General features: G+C 70.1%; 12 protein-coding genes, 5 tRNA genes, 1 pseudogene and 1 riboswitch. Of the genes and pseudogenes, 10 read left to right on the forward strand and 8 right to left on the reverse strand.

Going from position 1 to position 19,171, the window contains the following annotated elements:
• Window positions 1–100 precede the first annotated feature (100 nt).
• From FHS39_RS14240 to FHS39_RS14255, 4 genes are all read right to left on the reverse strand, one after another.
• Window positions 101–1,402, reverse strand: a complete 1,302-nt coding sequence (locus FHS39_RS14240; RefSeq protein ID WP_343069579.1) for a M23 family metallopeptidase — start codon at window positions 1,400–1,402, stop codon at window positions 101–103.
• A 10-nt stretch (window positions 1,403–1,412) separates the two neighbouring features.
• Window positions 1,413–1,550: riboswitch (cyclic di-AMP (ydaO/yuaA leader) on the reverse strand.
• A gap of 289 nt (window positions 1,551–1,839) precedes the next feature.
• Entirely contained in the window at window positions 1,840–3,495 is a 1,656-nt protein-coding gene (locus FHS39_RS14245) for a DEAD/DEAH box helicase (RefSeq protein ID WP_184349735.1), read from the reverse strand.
• A 165-nt stretch (window positions 3,496–3,660) separates the two neighbouring features.
• Window positions 3,661–3,864: a cold-shock protein gene (locus FHS39_RS14250; RefSeq protein WP_045934015.1), complete on the reverse strand. Its 204-nt coding sequence runs from the start codon at window positions 3,862–3,864 to the stop codon at window positions 3,661–3,663.
• 219 nt (window positions 3,865–4,083) lie between these two features.
• Window positions 4,084–4,917, reverse strand: coding sequence for a DUF6227 family protein (locus tag FHS39_RS14255; RefSeq protein WP_221462775.1), 834 nt, complete (start codon window positions 4,915–4,917; stop codon window positions 4,084–4,086).
• Window positions 4,918–6,225: 1,308 nt separating this feature from the next.
• Here FHS39_RS14255 and FHS39_RS14260 point away from each other — a divergent pair.
• From FHS39_RS14260 to FHS39_RS14270, 3 genes and pseudogenes are all read left to right on the forward strand, one after another.
• The gene (locus FHS39_RS14260; RefSeq protein WP_184349736.1) at window positions 6,226–6,636 is read left to right on the forward strand and encodes a hypothetical protein; all 411 of its coding nucleotides are present in this window, start codon (window positions 6,226–6,228) and stop codon (window positions 6,634–6,636) included.
• Window positions 6,637–7,295: 659 nt separating this feature from the next.
• Window positions 7,296–8,612, forward strand: a complete 1,317-nt coding sequence (locus FHS39_RS25865) for an ice-binding family protein (protein ID WP_184349737.1) — start codon at window positions 7,296–7,298, stop codon at window positions 8,610–8,612.
• 79 nt (window positions 8,613–8,691) lie between these two features.
• Window positions 8,692–9,556: pseudogene (locus tag FHS39_RS14270) on the forward strand (site-specific integrase); the annotation flags it as partial.
• Between the two features lie 78 nt (window positions 9,557–9,634).
• Here FHS39_RS14270 and FHS39_RS14275 read toward each other — a convergent pair.
• Window positions 9,635–9,707 (reverse strand) — tRNA-Lys (locus tag FHS39_RS14275).
• Window positions 9,708–9,851: 144 nt separating this feature from the next.
• Window positions 9,852–12,113 (reverse strand): DEAD/DEAH box helicase, encoded by a 2,262-nt coding sequence (locus FHS39_RS14280; protein WP_184349738.1) that lies wholly within the window; start codon window positions 12,111–12,113, stop codon window positions 9,852–9,854.
• A 198-nt stretch (window positions 12,114–12,311) separates the two neighbouring features.
• Here FHS39_RS14280 and FHS39_RS14285 point away from each other — a divergent pair, with 198 nt between their 5' ends.
• Window positions 12,312–12,596 (forward strand): hypothetical protein, encoded by a 285-nt coding sequence (locus FHS39_RS14285; RefSeq protein ID WP_184349739.1) that lies wholly within the window; start codon window positions 12,312–12,314, stop codon window positions 12,594–12,596.
• A 370-nt stretch (window positions 12,597–12,966) separates the two neighbouring features.
• Here the strand turns inward: FHS39_RS14285 and FHS39_RS14290 are convergent, their stop codons facing one another.
• Window positions 12,967–13,317 carry a metallopeptidase family protein gene (locus FHS39_RS14290; protein ID WP_184349740.1) on the reverse strand — a complete coding sequence of 117 codons (351 nt, stop codon included), beginning with the start codon at window positions 13,315–13,317 and terminating at the stop codon, window positions 12,967–12,969.
• A 172-nt stretch (window positions 13,318–13,489) separates the two neighbouring features.
• On the opposite strand from FHS39_RS14290, the gene FHS39_RS14295 reads away from it, so the two are divergent.
• From FHS39_RS14295 to FHS39_RS14320, 6 genes are all read left to right on the forward strand, one after another.
• Window positions 13,490–13,562: transfer RNA gene (locus tag FHS39_RS14295), tRNA-Glu, on the forward strand.
• Window positions 13,563–13,601: 39 nt separating this feature from the next.
• Window positions 13,602–13,676: transfer RNA gene (locus FHS39_RS14300), tRNA-Asp, on the forward strand.
• 26 nt (window positions 13,677–13,702) lie between these two features.
• Window positions 13,703–13,776, forward strand: a tRNA-Phe gene (locus tag FHS39_RS14305).
• Between the two features lie 96 nt (window positions 13,777–13,872).
• The gene (hrpA, locus tag FHS39_RS14310; RefSeq protein ID WP_184349741.1) at window positions 13,873–17,814 is read left to right on the forward strand and encodes an ATP-dependent RNA helicase HrpA; all 3,942 of its coding nucleotides are present in this window, start codon (window positions 13,873–13,875) and stop codon (window positions 17,812–17,814) included.
• Window positions 17,815–17,928: 114 nt separating this feature from the next.
• Window positions 17,929–18,003: transfer RNA gene (locus FHS39_RS14315), tRNA-Asp, on the forward strand.
• A 231-nt stretch (window positions 18,004–18,234) separates the two neighbouring features.
• Window positions 18,235–18,420, forward strand: a complete 186-nt coding sequence (locus tag FHS39_RS14320; RefSeq protein WP_184349742.1) for a DUF6274 family protein — start codon at window positions 18,235–18,237, stop codon at window positions 18,418–18,420.
• Between the two features lie 420 nt (window positions 18,421–18,840).
• Here FHS39_RS14320 and bldC read toward each other — a convergent pair whose 3' ends face one another.
• The gene (gene bldC, locus FHS39_RS14325; protein WP_003949541.1) at window positions 18,841–19,047 is read right to left on the reverse strand and encodes a developmental transcriptional regulator BldC; all 207 of its coding nucleotides are present in this window, start codon (window positions 19,045–19,047) and stop codon (window positions 18,841–18,843) included.
• Window positions 19,048–19,171: the final 124 nt, after the last annotated feature.

Below are 19,171 nucleotides of genomic sequence, written 5' to 3' on the forward strand. Positions count from 1 at the left end.
AACATTCCAGGCAATCGACTTCTAGAGGGCGACTTGCGTCTTCTACGGGCGTAGTCTCCAAAAAACCTCGCCACAGGGGGCGCTTGCCGGGGGCGCGTTCCTACGGGTGCAGGCCCCGGTCGCGCAGCCACGGCAGCGGGTCGACCGGCTCGCCCCCGCCCGGCCTGACTTCGAGGTGCAGGTGCGGTCCGGTGACGTTGCCGGTGGCCCCCACCCGCCCGATGAGGTCGCCCGTGGCCACCCGGCCCGAGGTGACGACCATTGAGGAGAGGTGGCAGAACCACAGCTGCGTGCCGTCGTCGAGCGTCAGCACGATCCGGTAGCCGTACGCACCCGCCCAGCCGGCATGGGTGATGGTGCCGCCGTGCACGGCCCTGACGGGGGTGCCGGTGGGCGCGGCGAAGTCCTCGCCGGTGTGGTGCGCGGACCACATGCCACCCGCTTGGCCGAATCCGGCGGTAAGTGTGTAGGAGGCGACAGGGAGCGCGTACGAACCGGTGTGCGCTGTGTGCGGGTGGGACGCGTGGGTGCCCTGATGTGCGTTCGGGTGCTGCGGCTTGTGTGAGTGCTGAGGCTTGTGGGTGCTGTGGTGCGCGGGGGCTGCCTTGTGAGGGGCTGCCTTGTGGGGGGCCGTCTTGTGAGGGGCCGTCTTGTGAGGGGCTGCCTTGTGAGGGGCTGCCTTGTGAGGGGCCGGCGCCGTCTCATGGTGCGCCGGGGTCCCGTGCGCCCCGTGGTCCACGGCAGCCTGGGCTGCGGCCCGGCCTTCGGCCGCGGCGTTCGCCGTCCGCGCCAGAGCCTCCGCCTTGGCCTGCGTCGCGGCCTGCTCTGCGGCCTGCTCCGCCGCCAGGCGTTCCGCGGCCGCCTTCCGCTGTGCCTCGGCGGCCGCAGCCGCCGCGTGCTGGTGCGCGCTGTCAGCAACGCCCTGATCGACAGCGCCCTGCTTGCCTTCGGCCTGCTGGAGGATGCGGCCGAGCAGCGCCTCGCCGGCGTCCGCGGCCCCCGGAGCGGCAGCCGCCTCGACGGCCTGGGCGCCGGCCTGAGCACCGGCCTGGGCGCCAGCCTGAGCCCCCGCGTGGTCACCGGTCTGCTCACCAGCCTGGGCACCAGCCGTACCCGTCGGTTCGGGCACGTCCGGCATGGATATGGCCGGTGCCGGACGGTCCTGGGCACTCGCCATGCCGCTCGCACCGACCGCCGCGATCACGCCCACGCCGAGGACCGCTCCGCTGCGCGCCATCGAGCCGCCGCGCTGCTTGGCCACCCGGTGCCTGCCGCGGGCCGCGGCCGGGGCCTCGCCCCACTGCTCCTCGCCCCCGCCGTACGCGAGGTCGGGCGCTGCGCCCGGATCGCTCGAACTGTCGTCGTGACCGGGGAGGTTGGGCGCGGGCACGTTGGACGCCACGGAGGCGACTCCTTTCCTTCCGACTCGCCTACCGGGTTAGCTGACGGGTTCGGAGCGGGAAGGTCTCCTACGGGCCGCGAACGGTCCGATTCACCCCAGGGGTTGGTGGTTCCCCGGTTCCGCACACGGGATTCGGCGAAGGCGCACGGCGCCGCCTCTTGCGGCGGTTTGACGACCGCGCTGCGTTATCGAACGTTAATAGACACTGCGGCCGGATTCCAAGCCGAAAGGGTGAATCCACGGGCCCGTTGAGCAAGCTTTGCAATGCCTTGCTTGATCAACCTCATGACCGCCCGTCAGCTCCCGAACGCGCCCACCACGACGGCCGGGACGAGCCGGGGCGAGCGGACGGCCGGATACGCCGACGGGCGGGCCGCGCCATCGCGCAACCCGCCCGTCCCACTGTCATCGCACTGTCATCGCCGCAGCGCGCAGCGTCAGCCCGCCGAAGGCCGCCGCGCGCCGCCACCCGCGCCGCCGCGCCGACTCGGGCGCCCGGCGCCGCCACCGGCGCGCCGCCCGCCGGCAGCGCGCTCGCCGCCACCACCGGAACCGCCGAAACCGGCCGCCACACCCGGGCGCGTACGCCCGTGCGAACCACCGGACGCGCGCTCCCCGGCGCCCTTGCCCGCACCGGCGGCCGAGTCCGGACGCGTACGGCCACGGCCGCCACCGGAACCACTGCCGCCCCGCGAGCGGGAGGGCTTCTTCGCCGCGGGCTGCTGCTGCACCGGGGGCGTGATGACCACCGGGACGCCGCTGGGCTCGCGGGCGCCGGTGATGCGGGCGAGCTCCGGGTCGGCCGGGTAGGTCTTGATGACGTTCGGGCTGATCTTCGCCGTCACCATCATCCGGCTCATCTCCCGGCGCTGCTCGGGCAGGACGAGCGTGACGACCGTGCCGGACTCGCCCGCGCGGGCCGTGCGGCCACCGCGGTGCAGGTAGTCCTTGTGGTCGACGGGCGGGTCGATGTTGACCACGAGGTCGAGGCCGTCGATGTGGATGCCGCGCGCGGCGACGTTCGTCGCGATCAGCGCGGTGACCTGGTCGGTGCGGAACTGCTCCAGCGTGCGGTTGCGCTGCGGCTGGCTCTTGCCACCGTGCAGCGCCGCGGCCCGCACACCCTCGGACAGCAGCTTCTTGACCAGCCGGTCGGCACCGCGCTTGGTGTCGACGAACATGATCACGCGTCCCTCGCGGGCCGCGATCCGGGTGACGGCGTCCTTCTTGTCCTGGTCGGTGAGGTGCAGCAGGTGGTGCTCCATCGTGGAGACCGCGCCCACCGACGCGTCGACCGAGTGCGTGACCGGGTCGGAGAGGAAGCGGCGCACCAGGCGGTCGACGTTGCGGTCCAGCGTCGCGGAGAACAGCATCCGCTGGCCGCCCGGGGCCACCTGGTCGAGCAGCTTGGTGACCTGCGGCAGGAAGCCCATGTCCGCCATCTGGTCGGCCTCGTCGAGGACCGTGATCGCCACGTCGCGCAGTCGGCAGTCGCCGCGCTGGATGAGGTCCGCGAGCCGGCCGGGCGTGGCCACCAGGACCTCGGCGCCGCGCGCCAGGGTCTGCGCCTGCCGCCCGATGGACATGCCGCCGACGACCGTGGCGATGCGCAGGTTGACGGCGGTCGCGTACGGGGCGAGGGAGTCGGTGACCTGCTGCGCCAGCTCGCGGGTGGGCACGAGGACGAGCGCGAGCGGGCTGCCCGACTCCGCGCGCCGCCCGGCGGTGCGGGCGAGCATGGCCAGGCCGAAGGCGAGGGTCTTGCCCGAGCCCGTCCGGCCACGGCCGAGGACGTCGCGGCCGCCCAGCGAGTTGGGCAGGGTCGCCGCCTGGATCGGGAAGGGCTCGGTGACGCCTTCCCGCTCGAGCGTGGCGAGCAGGCCGCCCGGCATGTCCAGCTCGGCGAAGGTGGCGACCGGCGGCAGGGCGGGCGTGACGCTGACCGGAGTCTCGAAATCGCCCTGCGGCTCAGCGGCGGGGCGGCGCGCGGCCTGGCCGCCGTTACGGGGCCGGCCGGACTGGCCGCCGCGCGAGCGCTGCGAAGGCGAGGAAGAGGAAGAAGAAGAGCGGGCGGGGCGGGCGGAGCGAGTCATACGGGGACCTTCCCTCAATGGGGTGGCACGCCCGAGATTCGAGGCTTCGCTTCGCGGGGCCGCCGTGGTGAACGGTCGGCGCGAGCCTGGGCGCGCTGGGTGCGGGCAACAATGGGGCCCGCACCCAGTGGTGCGGGCCCCATCGTGTCGTGCGTTGGGAAATCGTCAGATGTTGACGATGTTCTCCGCCTGCAGGCCCTTCTGGCCCTGCGTGACGTCGAAGGAAACCTTCTGGCCCTCGAGGAGCTCACGGAAGCCGTTGGAGGCGATGTTCGAGTAGTGGGCGAAGACGTCCGGGCCGCCGCCGTCCTGCTCGATGAAGCCGAAGCCCTTTTCCGAGTTGAACCACTTCACGGTGCCAGTAGCCATGTCTATCTCCTTAATGGGATGGGCCCCATACCGGAATAGACCGGCAGAAAACAAAAATGCGCCTTCGGCTACATAACCGTCAGGCGCACACGAGTTCATGGGTACCACAACTGCAACTCGTAGAACCATAACACGCAGGGGCGGTCCATGTAAGCCCCTGTGACCGCCGTCACCCCGCACACCCCCGCCCCGCGTCCGCCGCTCCGCATCCGCACGGCCCTATAACTCCACGCCCTGCGCCCTGGCGTGCCGGTCCGCGGCCACCTCGGCCTCCGCCTCGTCCAGATAGACCTCGCACACCAGCCGGCCGTCCCGGTTCATGTTGTGCTCCAGCTCCCACAGGCTGACCTCTCCCCCGCCCTCCAGCAGGAATGCGTGCTCGTAGAAGCGGCACCACGTGGCGTCGCGCCCCGAGCTCCGGCGCCTGGGCTTGGTGATCAGCGCGATGTGGTGGCCGAGCGCCCCCTGGAGCAGCTCGCGCACCACCTCTCCGGGGCCGTCCGTGTTCTCCGCGCGGCGCAGCAGCCGCCGGGCGTGGTCGGGCGAGGCCTCCGAGACGTACTCCCGGCGCGGCCGCGTCGGCCCCATGGCCATCAGCAGCTCTTCCGCCAGCCACTCCGGCAGCTCCTCGGACTCGCTGCCGGGGCCGATGCCCCCGCCGCCGATGTGCTCGTGGACCCGGAGCTCGGCGGCGTCCAGCGCGTCCTCGCGGGCGTACAGCTCGTACAGCAGCCGCTCCTTCGGGCCGGTGTCGTGCTCGAGCTCGTAGAGGAGGAAGCTGCTGCCGTCCGCGAGCAGGAAGATGTGCCGGTAGGTGTTGCAGCGCAGCGGCCGCCGTCCGTCGTTGCGCTGGCGGTACGAGCGCAGCTCCGCCTGGTGCATCAGCGCGGTGCGCAGCCGCTCCAGCACCCGCTCGCTGATCTCGAAGCCGTTCTGGGCCCGGCCCAGCAGCTCCTCGACCTGTTCGGCGGGCGTCCGGTCCGCGCCGCCCGGCTCGCCGCGGCCGCGCTGTCCGCGCTCGCCTCCGCCCCCGCCCGCTCGCGTCTTCGCCATGGCTTTCGACCTCCCGTCCCTCACTCACCCACCCCGCGCACTTACCGTAGCGGCGCGAACACGGGACGGGGGCGGGGTTTTCACCAACTGCCCTGCGGACCGACCGATCGAACAGGCCGTTCACCGGCTGGACGTCGGCGGGGCCGACGAGTCGGGGAATCAGCGCGCCGAGGGCGCCGAGCAGCAGGACGAGCAGCAGGACGAGGAGCAGAAGGGCTGTGAAGCCTGTCAGGTCGGGCGACCAGAGGGCTGGAATGGCCAGGACAACGAGGGCGCGGGTGGTGTCACCCCCCCTTGTCCCGGACACGACTTCGCCCCGGCCGGGAATCCCGGCCGGGGCGAAAAGTGCAGGTCATGCCTGGTGCGATGACCTACCCAGCGGTAGGCCGTGTGGGACTCGAGCCCACAACCAATGGATTAAAAGAGCAACGCGGATCATGATCCTGCGTGATCACGCATGCCGCGTGGTGCTGTCCGTGCAGGTCAACGCCATGCGGTGCGCTGCCCTGTCCTATACGTGATGCGCAGTAAGTGCCTTCTCGCTGTGAAGACAGAGACTTTGGAACAAGCCTCGTCGTCCCAGCGGCGAAGGCACTATCGCTTTTGGCTCAAGGCCCGGACGTCACCGCGAATCAAGCGCGGGAGGTTGGGCGCAGTCGGTTCCTCGGCTATGCGATGCGGATCTCGCCCAGCGGTGTGAAGTCGGCCAGCGGGATGTTGCTCGGGTTGCTGTCCGGGCGCGAGAACATGAGGCCATCGCATGCCGGACGACCCGAAGGGCGCACTTCCCGCGGGTTGCCGACTCCGAGCGCTCCACTGTTCGGGTGATGTGACGTCAACATGGTTGTCAGCGACGTAGTGCAAATGGATTACTGTACGCATCCGAACAGGTAGGCCGCCCATCCCTCCACGGGAGAGTGGCAGCTGGCCCACCGTCGGCCCCAGGGACGGCGTACCAGGCCGGTGTGCCAGGCCAGGGTTCGGCTGCCGTCCTGACCGTTTTCCTGAGCGCCCGCAGAGGCAGCGGTTTCGGGCCGGCGTGTTCCCTCAGCACTGTTTCGATCGACCTGAGCGGGAGGGCCGTCCGCGTTCTCGGCGACAGAGCGCTGGCCCCTTCCCAGGCCCATAGGCCGATGTGGCCACGTCGGCCGATCGGGCTCCCGGGCGGCTGTGAGCCGCCGGCTCCAGGCCCCGGCAAGAAAATTCACGGCAGCGCCCACTGATGGCTGACGAGCGTCGGTGAAGCACGGGCCGCCGAGGACAGACCGTTCCTACGCACGTCCAGTCCGTCTGAGCAGGAGGCACATCATGCCTTTCATCCAGCAGAGCACATCGGGCCCAGTGGCAGGCTCCGCCGAGTCCTTCGCCCCCATCACGGTCACCGGCGGGCAAACCGCCACACTGCTGCCCGGTGAAACCGCAGACGTCACCCTCACCTTCACCAACCCGAACAGCAATGTAAGGGCCCAACTGACCTCCATTGCCGCCGGCGATGTCGTTATCGACACCGTTTCGAACGCCGACGACATGACGTACTGCCACGATCAGATCGAACTGTCCACAGCCGGCGTGGGCCCCCTGCCCACGCTTGACCTTAGCCAGGCCAACCTGCCATTCGTGCTGGCTGCCGCTGTGAAGTTGAAGGAAGACTCCGACATCCGCTGTCAAGGGATGACGTTTCACACCACGTGGACGGTCCAAGCCCAGGCCGTCCGCTGAGCGCGGTCCTCATCACCTACGCCATCGAATGAGCCGCGCGATGGACTGCATCCCGGCGTAAATCGAAGGTCTGGCACACGGCGTCACTCCCCGTAACCAGCGACAGGCCTGTTGATCGTCCTCACGAGATACGTGCCTGAGCCCGGTTCAACCGCCGACCCAGGCTCCTATCCGTGGCCCCAGGGGCAAGTAGCCATCTGCGTGAGTAGCAATACGGGCTGTCTATGGGCATGGATTCTTGACCAGAGCGGTCGGACTCGTCCGCTGCCGTGCCCCGGGTCTCTCGTCAGGGCGGGGGATCTGCTGCGTTGACTGCGCCGGGCGGTCGGCGCGGGACGGTGCTGCCGACAGGAGGAAGGGGGTGCACTGTGTGTGGGGTGGGGGGGCTCGCAGGGAGGGTGTGGTGGTGCCCTATGCGACAAAGTGCCACGCATGCTGCCTCTTTCGGGTGATATAACGCCGGGCCGTTGACGCAACTTGTCGCGGGTGGGCTACTTAGGGTAATCGAACCGATGTGGCTGTCCACCATTTCCGGGGGCGCGGGCCGCGCGGCGAAGGTCGTAGCTCCTCGCACAGTCACCGCAGCCCTCTGCCGCCCGGTTGGTGAGCTGCCGTCCCCCCGCGCGCCGGGCGTGGCCAGTCCAGTACGGAGCACTCTCATGACGGTTTCACCGAACCAGGGGTCCACCGGTGGCGGGGACGAGGTGGTCCTCTCCGGACACCACTTCACCGGCACTACCGACGTGCGCTTCGGCTCCCGCCGGGCCGTCGGCTTCACCGTCGTCAACGACACCACTATTGACACCGTCACCCCCGCCGGCAGCGGCGCCGTCCAGGTCACCGTAACCACCCCCGGAGGAACCGGCGCCATCGGCACCTTTTACTACCTGCCGCCGCCGTCCATCCGCCTTGCCACCCCTTCCGCGGGCCCTATAGCCGGTGGCAACACCGTCACGCTCACAGGCATCGGCCTCTACACCACGAGCATGGTCCGCTTCGGCACCCAGGCCGTCGTATTCGCCGTCGTCTCCGACGGCCAGCTCACCGTGACCGTCCCCGCGACGGCCTCCGCAGGCCCGGTGGCCGTGACCGTCACCACCCGGGGCGGTGTCGCCATCGGAGTCACCTACACCTACCTCAACCCGCCTTCCGTCACTGGCGTCACCCCCGCTTCCGGACCGGCAGACGGCGGCAATCTCGTCGTCATCACCGGCACCGCCCTGTCCCACACCACCAGCGTCTCCATCGGCGGCACACCCGTCATCTCCTACCGGATCGCATCGGACACCGAGATCGACGCCGTGGTACCCACCGGAACGCCAGGACCCGCCGATGTGTCCGTCACCACCCTCGGTGGCACCACCACCGCAACCGGCGCCTACACCTATCTGGCAGTCTTCGCGGTTCTGGCCGGCCAGACGGTCACCAATACCGGTCCCTCCGTAGTCACCGGAGACCTCGGAGTGAGCCCGGGGACGGCAATCACCGGATTCCCGCCCGGCCAGGTGAACGGAGCCACCCACTCCGCGGATGCCGCCGCCCTCCAGGGACAGAACGACCTGACCGTGGCCTACAACAACGCCGCCAGTCAGACCCCGAATACCAGCATTTCCGGAGACCTCGGCGGTCTGACACTGACTCCGGGCGTCTACAACGCCTCATCTTCCATCGCGCTCACCGGCACGCTCACCCTGGACGCCGGAAACAACCCCAACGCCGTCTGGGTATTCCAAATCGGATCGACTCTGACGACGGCATCCGCCAGCCGCGTGCTCCTCAGCAACGGCGCCACGGCACGCAATGTCATCTGGCAGGTCGGAAGTTCCGCCACCCTCGGCACCAACACCACCTTTGCAGGCAACATCCTGGCCCTCACGTCGATCACCCTGACCACCGGGGCAACGATCAACGGCCAGGCGCTGGCACGCAACGGCTCCGTGACGATGGACACCAACACCATCACTCGGGCGACGTGACCCGGGCGTTCGAGCGCCCCCGGTCGCGGGGCCACGGATAGGAGCCCGGGGCCTTGACGGCTCGACACGGCCCGCACACTCCACGAGCAGGCGGCCCCGGCCCACGACCTGCGTCACGCTCGCCGACATCGCCCAGCAGCTCATCACGTTCAATCCGGCCGCCCACGTCGAACTCGCCTCGGGCAGGCGGCCGAAGCCACTCCTTTGGACTGAGGAGCGGGTCAGGCGGTGGCGGCAGACAGGCGAGATACCGAGCCCGGTCATGGTCTGGACGCCGCAGCAGTCCGGCGTCTTCCTCGACGCCGCCCAGGACGACCGGCTGTACGCCCTCTTCCACCTGGTCGCCTTCCGCGGGCTGCGGCGAGGCGAGGCGGTCGGCCAGGACTGGAGCAACGTCGATCTCAAGGCGGGGCTCATCACGCCTGCCAAGGAGATCGTGGTGGACGGCTGGGACCCGTACGAGGCCGACCCGAAGACGGACGGCAGCGCCAGCACCATCGCTTAGGACAGCCTCACCGTGGCCGCCCTCCGCGCTCACAGGAAACGCCAGAAGAAGGAGCGCAAGAAGTGGGGCACCCTGGATCGACACGGGCAAGGTCTTCACGCGGGAGGACGGTTCATGGCTGCACCCCGAGACGGTCTCGGAGACCTTCCGCCGGATCTGTGCGACCACGGACCTTCCGCCGATCACCTTTCGTGATCTACGGCACGTCGCCGCGACGCTCACTCACGGCGGAGGCAGTGACATCCACGCCGTGAAGAAGGTGTTGCGCCACTCCACGATCGCGCTGACCTCGGACACGTACACCAGCCTGCTCCCCGAACTCCACCAGGAGATCGCCGAGAAGGCCGCCAAGCTCGTCCCTCGCGCCCGGCTGGCGGGGGCCAAGAAGAAGAACCGGGACGCCTCCGCTCACGCATCGCTCACGCAAAAGGCGTCCTGACATGGTTGTGCCCCGGCCAGGACTAGTGGCCGGGGCGCAAACCCGCAGGTCAGAGCCGCAAAGAAGCGGAAGACCCGGTAGGCCGTGTGGGACTCGAACCCACAACCAATGGATTAAAAGTCCACTGCTCTGCCAATTGAGCTAACGGCCCGCACACCGCAGCATAGCCCGGCCGAGGGCCGGAGCCCGAGTCGTTGTGGCCCACACAGTTGCACGGGCAGGTGTACGGAGGCCCAAACGCGAGGGCCCGTACGGCACTCATGTGCCGTACGGGCCCTCAGGTCACTGCCTACCGTCAGCCGTTGCGCTTCCAGCGCGGCTTGTCGTCGCGGCGGCCGAAGGAGGAACCGGCGCTGCCACCGCGGTGGTCGTCACGACGGCCGGCGGGACGGTCGCCACCGGAGCGGTAACCACCGGTGGAGGGGCGGTCGTCGCGGCGGTCGCGGTTGAACGGACGGTCGCCGCCACCGGAGCGGTAACCGCCGGTCGAGGGACGGTCGTCGCGGCGGAAGCCACCGGTGGAGGGGCGGTCGTCCCGACGGAAGCCACCGGACGGACGGTCGTCACGACGGTCATCGCGACGGAAACCACCGGAGGGGCGGTCGTCGCGGCGGAAGCCACCACCGGACGGACGGTCGTCGCGGCGGTCATCCCGACGGAAGCCACCGGAGGGGCGGTCGTCACGGCGGAAGCCGCCACCGGAGCGGTCGTCACGACGGTCGTCGCGGCGGAAGCCACCCGACGGACGGTCGTCGCGGCGGAAACCACCGGTGGAGGGGCGGTCATCGCGACGGAAACCACCGGAGGGGCGGTCGTCACGACGGAAGCCGCCACCGGAGCGGTCGTCACGACGGTCGTCGCGGCGGAAGCCACCCGACGGACGGTCGTCGCGGCGGAAACCACCCGAGCGGTCGTCACGGCGGAAGCCGCCGGAACGGTCGTCACGACGGTCGTCGCGGCGCTCGAAGTTGCCACGGTCGTCACGGCGCTCGTGCGCCGGAGCGGTCTGGGCGGGCACGGCGGCGGCCGCTGCGGCCTCCTCCTCGGCCTTGACCTCCGCGGCGGCGGCCTCGGCAGCGGCGGCCACGGCCGCCTCCGGGTCCTCGCCGCGCTCGCGGGCGGCACGCGCCAGGAGACGGTCGGCCTCCTCGCGGAACTCGGTGGCGCGGCGCTGGACGCGCTCCAGCTGGCGGGTGAGGTCCTGGACCTCGCGCTCGGCCTGCTTGGCGGCGTTGGCGGCCGAGTCGGCCTGGACCTCGGTCAGCGAACGGGCGCCGGTGATCTTGGCGACGTCCTCGTCGAAGGCACCGCTGTTGCCGACGATGTGGCGCGAGGCGTCGACGCCCGCGTCCTCCATCAGGCGGAAGATCTGCTTGCGCTGGTGCGGCAGGGCCAGGGAGACGACCGTGCCGGACCGGCCGGCGCGGGCGGTGCGGCCCGAGCGGTGCAGGTAGTCCTTGTGGTCACCGGCCGGGTCGACGTTCAGGACCAGGTCGATGCCGTCGACGTGGATGCCGCGGGCGGCGACGTCGGTGGCGACCAGGCAGTTCACGTGGCCGGCCTTGAAGTCCTCCAGCACGCGGGTGCGCGCGCCCTGGGTCATGCCGCCGTGCAGCGCGTCCGCGCGGACACCGGCGTCGAGCAGCTGCTCGGCGACGCGGTCGGCGCCCATCTGGGTGCGGACGAAGATGATCGTGCGGCCCTTGCGGGCGGCGATCGCGGCGGTGACCGGGGCCTTGTCCTTCGGCTTCACGACGAGGACGTGGTGGGTCATGGTGGAGACGGCGCCCGCGGAGGGGTCGACCTCGTGCGTGACCGGGCTGACCAGGTAGCGCTTGACGAGGGTGTCGATCTCGTTCTCCAGCGTCGCGGAGAACAGCAGGCGCTGGCCGCCGGACGGCACCAGGTCGAGGATCTCGGTGACCTCGGGCAGGAAGCCCATGTCGGCCATCTGGTCGGCCTCGTCGAGGACGGCGACCTGGACCTTGTCGAGGGAGGCGGCACCGCGGTTGATGATGTCGCGCAGTCGGCCCGGGGTGGCGACGAGGATGTCGACGCCGCGCTCCAGGGCGTAGATCTGGTTGCCCATCGACGTACCGCCGCAGACGACCTTCATCTTCAGGCCGAGGACGTCGCCGTAGGGCTGGAGGGCGTCGGCGACCTGCATCGCCAGCTCGCGGGTCGGGGTGAGGATCAGGCCGCGGGGGCGCTTCTTCTCGGTGTGGCCGCCCGCCAGGGTCGACAGCAGCGGCAGACCGAAGGAGAGGGTCTTGCCGGAGCCGGTGCGGCCACGGCCCAGGATGTCCTTGCCGGCCAGGGCGTCCGGGATGGTCGCGGCCTGGATCGGGAAGGGGGTGGTGACGCCGTTCTGCGCGAGCTTGCGGACGATGGCGTCGTCCAGGCCGAGGTCACCGAAGGTGATCGTCGGCTCGGCGGCCTCGGTGGGCTCGGCGGCGGTGTCGGTGTCGGTGTCGGTGTCGACGACGGCAGCCTCGACGGCCTCGACGATCATCTCGTCGGACGCGGGCATGACGGTCTGGTCAGGGGAAATGGACATGCGAAATGCGAAACCTTCCGGAGTTTCGGCACGCGCCCAAGCTCCGTGTCGGCTTCACAAATGACCGCCTCGATGCGGTCAGCCACGGCAAGGTAAGGAACGCGCCACACGGCGCGCTTCTGTCAGGCGCCGGGCAAATGGGATCAAACGATCTACCACCATACGCACCTCCAGGGGTCGGGCGCAAGCCGGTCCCCCATGGCCTGCGCCACACCCGGCTACGACGGCCCCGCCTGGGGCCCCGGCTGCGGGGCCGGCGGGGAGGAGGAGCCCGGCGGCTGGGACGGGGGCGACGGCTGGGAGGGGCTGCCGCCCGTCGCCGGCTGGGAGGCCGGCTGGGACGGGGCGGGGGGACGGGCCGGCGTGGGGGCCGTGCCGGGGCCCCCGCCCGGCTTCGCGGGCGTACCCGGCTTGCCCGCACGCCCGGCGGCCGGCGAGGCGGCGGGGGCCGTGGAGGGCGACGCCGAGGGCGTGCCCGAGTGACTTCCCTTGGCGGACGGGCTGCCGCTCGCTCCGCGCACCGCCTTGGCGTCCGTACGCCCCGGCCGCCCGCCCGGCATCCGCAGCCCGTCCGTCTGCGCGCCCGTCTCGCGCTGCCCGCCCGTCCCCGAGGGGGCCGGCCGCCCCGGGTCGCTCACGCTCATGCACCCGCCGAGGGCCAGGGTGGCGACGGCCACGGCCGCGATCCGGGTGAATGTGGCGTGCGCTGACGTTGCGCGCATGTGAGGGACCGCCTTCTGATGCGGAGAGGGGACAGCTCACTGCCCAACTGACCCCGCCCCGCCCAGGACACGCGCGGCGCACCGGCGGCCACCGGTGATCATTCGTGATCACGCCGGTGATCAGGGGCCGGTCATCCGTAGCCCAGTGCGTGCAGCCGGGCGTCGTCGATGCCGAAGTGGTGCGCCACCTCGTGAACGACCGTCACTTCCACTTCCGCGACGACCTCTTCCCGCGTCCGGCACATCCGCAGGGTCGGGCCGCGGTAGATCGTGATCCGGTCCGGCAGCACCCCGGCGTACCACTCGCCGCGCTCGGTCAGCGGCGTGCCCTCGTAGAGCCCGAGCAGATCGGGGGCGTCCCCGTCGGGCTCGTCCTCCACGAACACGGCGACGTTGTCCATCAGCCGCGTCAGCTCGGGCGGGATCCGGTCCAGACCCTCGGCGACCAGTTCCTCGAACTCCTCGCGCGTCATCTCCAGCACGCTCGCCATTGTCCGCCACCGGGGCCCGTACGCCCCCTCGCGGCGCCGGACCGGACCCCCGGGCGGACCCGCGCCGGGGCGCCCCCGGCAAACCGTTTTGGCGTTCCCTCCCTGCATCCCATATGCTTCTCACGTCCCCGACGCGCTGCGAAGCGCCCAGGTGGGCCATTCAGCCCTCATCGTCTAGTGGCCCAGGACGCCGCCCTTTCAAGGCGGTAGCACGGGTTCGAATCCCGTTGGGGGCACGCTGTACCGTGTGCGAGACTAGTGCTCGCACATAGCAAGGTCCTGTGGAGCAGTTTGGAGTGCTCGCCACCCTGTCAAGGTGGAGGCCGCGGGTTCAAATCCCGTCAGGACCGCTGTGATCGCCCTCGGGCGGTCGCGTGGCTGGGTAGCTCAGTTGGTACGAGCGTCCGCCTGAAAAGCGGAAGGTCGCCGGTTCGACCCCGGCCCCAGCCACAGTGAGCCCCTCATCCTCAGGATGGGGGGCTCAGTGCATTCCCGGGCGAAATAGGTTCGCCGCTTCGCGGCGGCTGGTGCGATCCTGGACCCCGTATGTCTACGCAGCCTGCCCCCGCCACCTTCGCCGACCTCGCCGCCCGCCTGCCCGAGCTGATGCTGCGCGACGCGCAGCGGCTGGGCCGGCGGCTGGAGGGCGCGCGCCGTATCCGCAAGCCCGAGGCCCGTACGGCCGTACTGGCCGAGATCGCGGCGGAGGCCGACACGGCCGAGCTGCGCGTCCTGGACCGGCGGGCCGCCGTCCCGGCCGTCGATTACCCCGAGCAGCTGCCCGTCAGCCAGAAGAAGGACGAGATCCTCGAGGCGATACGCGACCACCAGGTCGTGATCGTCGCCGGTGAGACGGGCTCCGGCAAGACCACCCAGATCCCGAAGATCTGCCTGGAGCTGGGCCGCGGCATCAAGGGCCTGATCGGCCACACCCAGCCCCGCCGCATCGCCGCGCGCACGGTCGCGGAGCGGGTCGCCGAGGAGCTGCGGACGCCGCTGGGCGAGGCGGTCGGCTGGAAGGTGCGCTTCACCGACCAGGTCGGCGGCCGGACCATGGTCAAGCTGATGACCGACGGCATCCTGCTGGCGGAGATCCAGACCGACCGTGAGCTGCGCCAGTACGACACGATCATCATCGACGAGGCGCACGAGCGCAGCCTCAACATCGACTTCATCCTGGGCTACCTGGCCCAGCTGCTCCCCCGGCGCCCCGACCTCAAGGTCGTGATCACCTCCGCCACCATCGACCCGGAGCGCTTCTCCCGTCACTTCGGCGACGCCCCGATCGTCGAGGTCAGCGGCCGTACGTATCCGGTGGAGGTCCGCTACCGGCCGCTGCTGGAGGAGGATGCGAGCGACTCCGACCGCGACCAGATCACGGCGATCTGCGACGCCGTGGACGAGCTGCAGAAAGAGGGGCCGGGCGACGTCCTGGTCTTCCTCTCGGGCGAGCGGGAGATCCGCGACACCGCCGACGCCCTGGAGAAGAAGAAGTACCGGTTCACCGAGGTCCTGCCGCTGTACGCGCGGCTGTCGCACGCCGAGCAGCACCGCGTCTTCCAGCGGCACACGGGCCGCCGGATCGTCCTGGCGACGAACGTCGCGGAGACCTCGCTGACGGTCCCGGGCATCCGCTACGTGATCGACCCCGGCTTCGCCCGCATCTCCCGCTACAGCCACCGCACCAAGGTCCAGCGCCTGCCGATCGAGCCGGTCTCGCAGGCCAGCGCCAATCAGCGCAAGGGCCGCTGCGGCCGCACCAGCGACGGCATCTGCATCCGGCTGTACTCGGAGGACGACTTCCTCTCCCGCCCGGAGTTCACCGACGCGGAGATCCTCCGTACGAACCTGGCGTCCGTCATCCTCCAGATGACCGCGGCCGGGCTCGGCGACATCGAGAAGTTCCCCTTCATCGACCCGCCGGACCGCCGCAACATCAAGGACGGCGTCGACCTGCTGCAGGAGCTCGGCGCCCTGGATCCGCAGCAGAAGGACCCCAAGAAGCGGCTCACCCCGATGGGCCGCCAGCTCTCGCAGCTGCCGGTGGACCCGCGGCTGGCCCGGATGGTGCTGGAGGCCGACCGCAACGGCTGCGTCCGCGAGGTCATGGTCATCGCTGCCGCGCTGTCCATCCAGGACCCGCGCGAGCGCCCCTCCGACAAGCAGCAGCAGGCCGACCAGCAGCACGCCCGCTTCAAGGACGAGACGAGCGACTTCCTCGCCTTCCTCAACCTGTGGCGCTATGTGCGCGAGCAGCAGAAGACGCTGTCGTCGTCCGCCTTCCGCCGCATGTGCAAGTCGGAGTACCTGAACTACCTGCGCATACGCGAATGGCAGGACATCTACTACCAGCTGCGTACGGTCGCCAAGACGATGGGCATCCACCTCGCCGAGGAGGAGGCCGCGCCGGAGCGCGTGCACCAGTCGCTGCTGTCGGGTCTGCTGTCGCACATCGGCCTCAAAGATGCCGAGAAGAACAACGAGTACGTCGGTGCCCGCAGCGCCAAGTTCGCCGTCTTCCCGGGTTCCGCCCTCTTCAAGAAGCCGCCGCGCTGGGTGATGTCGGCCGAGCTGGTGGAGACGTCCCGGCTGTGGGCGCGCGTCAACGCCCGCATCGAGCCGGAGTGGGTCGAGCCGCTCGCCCAGCACCTGGTGAAGCGGACCTACAGCGAGCCGCACTGGGAGCAGAAGCAGGCCGCCGTGATGGCGTACGAGCGGGTGACGCTCTACGGCGTGCCGATCGTGGCCCAGCGGAAGGTCAACTACGGGCGCATCGACCCGGAGACCAGCCGTGAGCTGTTCATCCGCAACGCCCTGGTGGAGGGCGACTGGCGCACCCATCACCAGTTCTTCCACGACAACCGCAAACTGCTCGGCGAGGTCGAGGAGTTGGAGCACCGCGCCCGCCGTCGCGACATCCTCGTGGACGACGAGACGCTCTTCGACTTCTACGACCAGCGGCTGCCCGAACACGTCGTCTCCGGTGCGCACTTCGACTCCTGGTGGAAGCACAAGCGGCGCGACGAGCCGGAGTTGCTCAACTTCGAGCAGTCGATGCTCATCAACGAGAACGCCGAGGCGGTCACCAAGGACGACTATCCGGACTCCTGGCGTCAGGGCCGGCTCAAGTTCAAGGTGACGTACCAGTTCGAGCCGGGGGCGGATGCCGACGGCGTGACCGTGCACATCCCCCTCCAGGTCCTCAACCAGGTCTCGGCCGAGGGCTTCGACTGGCAGATCCCCGGCCTGCGCCAGGACCTGGTGACCGAGCTGATCCGCTCCCTGCCCAAGCCCGTCCGCCGCAACTGCGTCCCGGCGCCGGACTACGCCCGGCGCTTCCTGGACGGCGCCGTGCCCGTGCAGGAGCCGCTGCAGGCCGCGCTGGCGCGCGAGCTGCACCGGATGACGGGCGTGCGGGTGGAGGAGAGCGACTTCGACCCGGGCAAGGTGCCGGACCATCTGAAGATCACCTTCCGGGTGGTCGACGAGCGCAAGCGCAAGATGGCCGAGGACAAGGACCTGGAGGCGCTGCGGCTGGGGCTCAAGCCGAAGACCCAGGCCGCGATCACCAAGGCCTTCGAGCAGGCCGCGGAGTCCACCGGCGGCACCGTGCCGGAGCAGCGCTCCGGCCTGACCCGGTGGACGGTCGGCACGCTCCCCCGCACCTTCGAGACGCGGCGCGCGGGCCAGCCGGTCAAGGCGTACCCGGCGCTGGTCGACGAGGGCGCGTCGGTGGCCGTGCGGCTCTTCGACACCGAGCCGGAGCAGCAGGAGGCGATGCGGGCGGGCGTCCGCCGCCTGATCCTGCTGAACCTGCCGTCCAACCCGGCGAAGTTCGCCCAGGACAAGCTCGGCAATCAGCAGAAGCTCGCCCTGTCGCGCAATCCGCACGGCTCGGTCCAGGCGCTCTTCGAGGACTGCGTCTCCGGCGCGGCCGACAAGCTGATCGCGGCGCACGGCGGGCCCGTGTGGGACGAGGAGTCCTTCCGCAAGCTCTTCGACGCCGTGCGCGCCGACATCGTGGACGCGACGCTGGACACCATCCGGAAGGTGCAGGAGGTGCTGGCGGCCTGGCAGGCGTGCGAGCGCCGGCTCAAGGCCACCACGAGCCTGGTGCTGGTCCCCTCCCTCACGGACGTCAAGGAGCAGCTGGCCCAGCTGATCAAGCCGGGCTTCGTGACCGCCCACGGCGTGCGCAGGCTGCCGGACCTGCTGCGCTATCTGGTGGCCGTGGACCGGCGGCTGACCCAGCTGCCCACCAACGCCGAGCGGGACCGCTCCCGCATGGCGAAGGTGAAGGAGATGCAGGACGAGTACGCCTGGCTGCTGGAGCAGTTCCCGAAGGGGCGGCCCGTCCCCCAGGAGGCGCGGGACGTCCGCTGGATGATCGAGGAGCTGCGGGTGAGCTACTTCGCGCATGCGCTGGGCACCGCCTACCCGGTCTCCGACAAGCGGATCGTGAAGGCCATCGACCAGCTGGCCCCGTAGCGGGCGGGCCGCGCCCGCCGCTGTGCCGCACGCCTCACCGAGCTGGTTCGACCGCACCCCCTGACCTGCTGTAGAGTCTGTTTCGCAAGCCCGCGGGAGCGGGCAGCACAGCAAGGTCCTGTGGAGCAGTTTGGAGTGCTCGCCACCCTGTCAAGGTGGAGGCCGCGGGTTCAAATCCCGTCAGGACCGCATAGACTGAGGCCCGCACCCTGGATAGGGTGCGGGCCTCAGTGCTATCGCGCGGCCCCCGGCCCGAGGCGGCGGAGGCCGCGACCGCGGCGGAGCCGCCACCGACTGGGTAAATCCCGTCAGGACCGCATTACTTGAAGGCCCGGATCCCTCGGATCCGGGCCTCCGTGCATATCTCCTTGACTGCGACACGTGCCAGGGGTACCCAGTCATTGGGAGGTGCTGCGCCCCATGACGACGACCACCCGGACCGAAGAGAAGCGGACGGAGAGCATCCGGCACGAGACCCGGGCGCTGCTGCGTGCCCATCTCTCCGCCGCCGCCGGCTACCGCCACCTGACGAGACACTGCTCGGTCTGCCATCGCCTGCTGCGGCTCGCGCAGGAGGCCAAGGACGAAAGTCCGCCCTTGCGGTGACCAACGACGGCCCGCCCGGCGGCAGTCGAGGCGCCGGACGGGCCCCGGTCGTGAACGAAAGTTCCTTTACCGCACAGACACGGCGAGCGACAAGCACGTCACGCTGTGACGGGAGTCACCGAAAGAGTTTCCGCGAAGGGGGAACTTACCCCCTGCCTACACCTGGTCAATTTAATATGTGCAATTGCACTTACCCCCCGAGGGGCCCGGGATCCCCTTGCCGCGCACGGCCGGCGGCAAGCGTCGGCGCATAAAAAAGATCGCGCTGGACCCGGCGGAGTCCAGCGCGATCGACGACTCGCCCAAGTCGGTGGGCTCGGATGCTGTTGGGGCAGGCATCCCGTCGCTGTCTTGCTGTGGAGCTTTGGTGGGCTGCTTACCGGGTTGGGGGCCCCGGAAATCGCCCGGTCATGCTGTTGTTCAGGCCTCGCTGCGCTGCTGCGGAATGCCCGCCAGCAGGGCACGGACCTCCGCTTCGCGGTATCGCCGGTGTCCTCCGAGCGTGCGGATGGACGTGAGCTTGCCAGCCTTCGCCCAGCGGGTGACCGTCTTCGGGTCCACGCGGAACATCGTGGCAACCTCAGCCGGGGTCAGCAGCGGCTCGGCATCAGGGGTGCGAGCGGTCATGAGCGGCCTCCTCGGGAGAACCGAACCATCACGTCGGTTCTTTCCTCTAAATTCTGCACCTTGACCCGCGTTGCCCGAAATGGCGGACGCGGGCCGAGTCGGTTATAGGACGAACGGCTTGTCC

Origin of the sequence: Streptomyces olivoverticillatus (assembly GCF_014203555.1) — a bacterium.
Lineage (GTDB): Bacteria > Actinomycetota > Actinomycetes > Streptomycetales > Streptomycetaceae > Streptomyces > Streptomyces olivoverticillatus.

Bases quoted from the DNA above. Each gene is read 5' to 3' on its own strand.
- hrpA (WP_184349741.1), top strand. From the start codon at position 13,873: ATGTCTACGCAGCCTGCCCCCGCCACCTTCGCCGACCTCGCCGCCCGC.
- FHS39_RS14260 (WP_184349736.1), top strand. From the start codon at position 6,226: ATGCCTTTCATCCAGCAGAGCACATCGGGCCCAGTGGCAGGCTCCGCC.
- FHS39_RS14280 (WP_184349738.1), bottom strand. From the start codon at position 12,113: ATGTCCATTTCCCCTGACCAGACCGTCATGCCCGCGTCCGACGAGATG.
- FHS39_RS14250 (WP_045934015.1), bottom strand. From the start codon at position 3,864: ATGGCTACTGGCACCGTGAAGTGGTTCAACTCGGAAAAGGGCTTCGGC.
- FHS39_RS14320 (WP_184349742.1), top strand. From the start codon at position 18,235: ATGACGACGACCACCCGGACCGAAGAGAAGCGGACGGAGAGCATCCGG.
- FHS39_RS14245 (WP_184349735.1), bottom strand. From the start codon at position 3,495: ATGACTCGCTCCGCCCGCCCCGCCCGCTCTTCTTCTTCCTCTTCCTCG.
- FHS39_RS25865 (WP_184349737.1), top strand. From the start codon at position 7,296: ATGACGGTTTCACCGAACCAGGGGTCCACCGGTGGCGGGGACGAGGTG.
- FHS39_RS14285 (WP_184349739.1), top strand. From the start codon at position 12,312: ATGGCCTGCGCCACACCCGGCTACGACGGCCCCGCCTGGGGCCCCGGC.
- bldC (WP_003949541.1), bottom strand. From the start codon at position 19,047: ATGACCGCTCGCACCCCTGATGCCGAGCCGCTGCTGACCCCGGCTGAG.
- FHS39_RS14255 (WP_221462775.1), bottom strand. From the start codon at position 4,917: ATGGCGAAGACGCGAGCGGGCGGGGGCGGAGGCGAGCGCGGACAGCGC.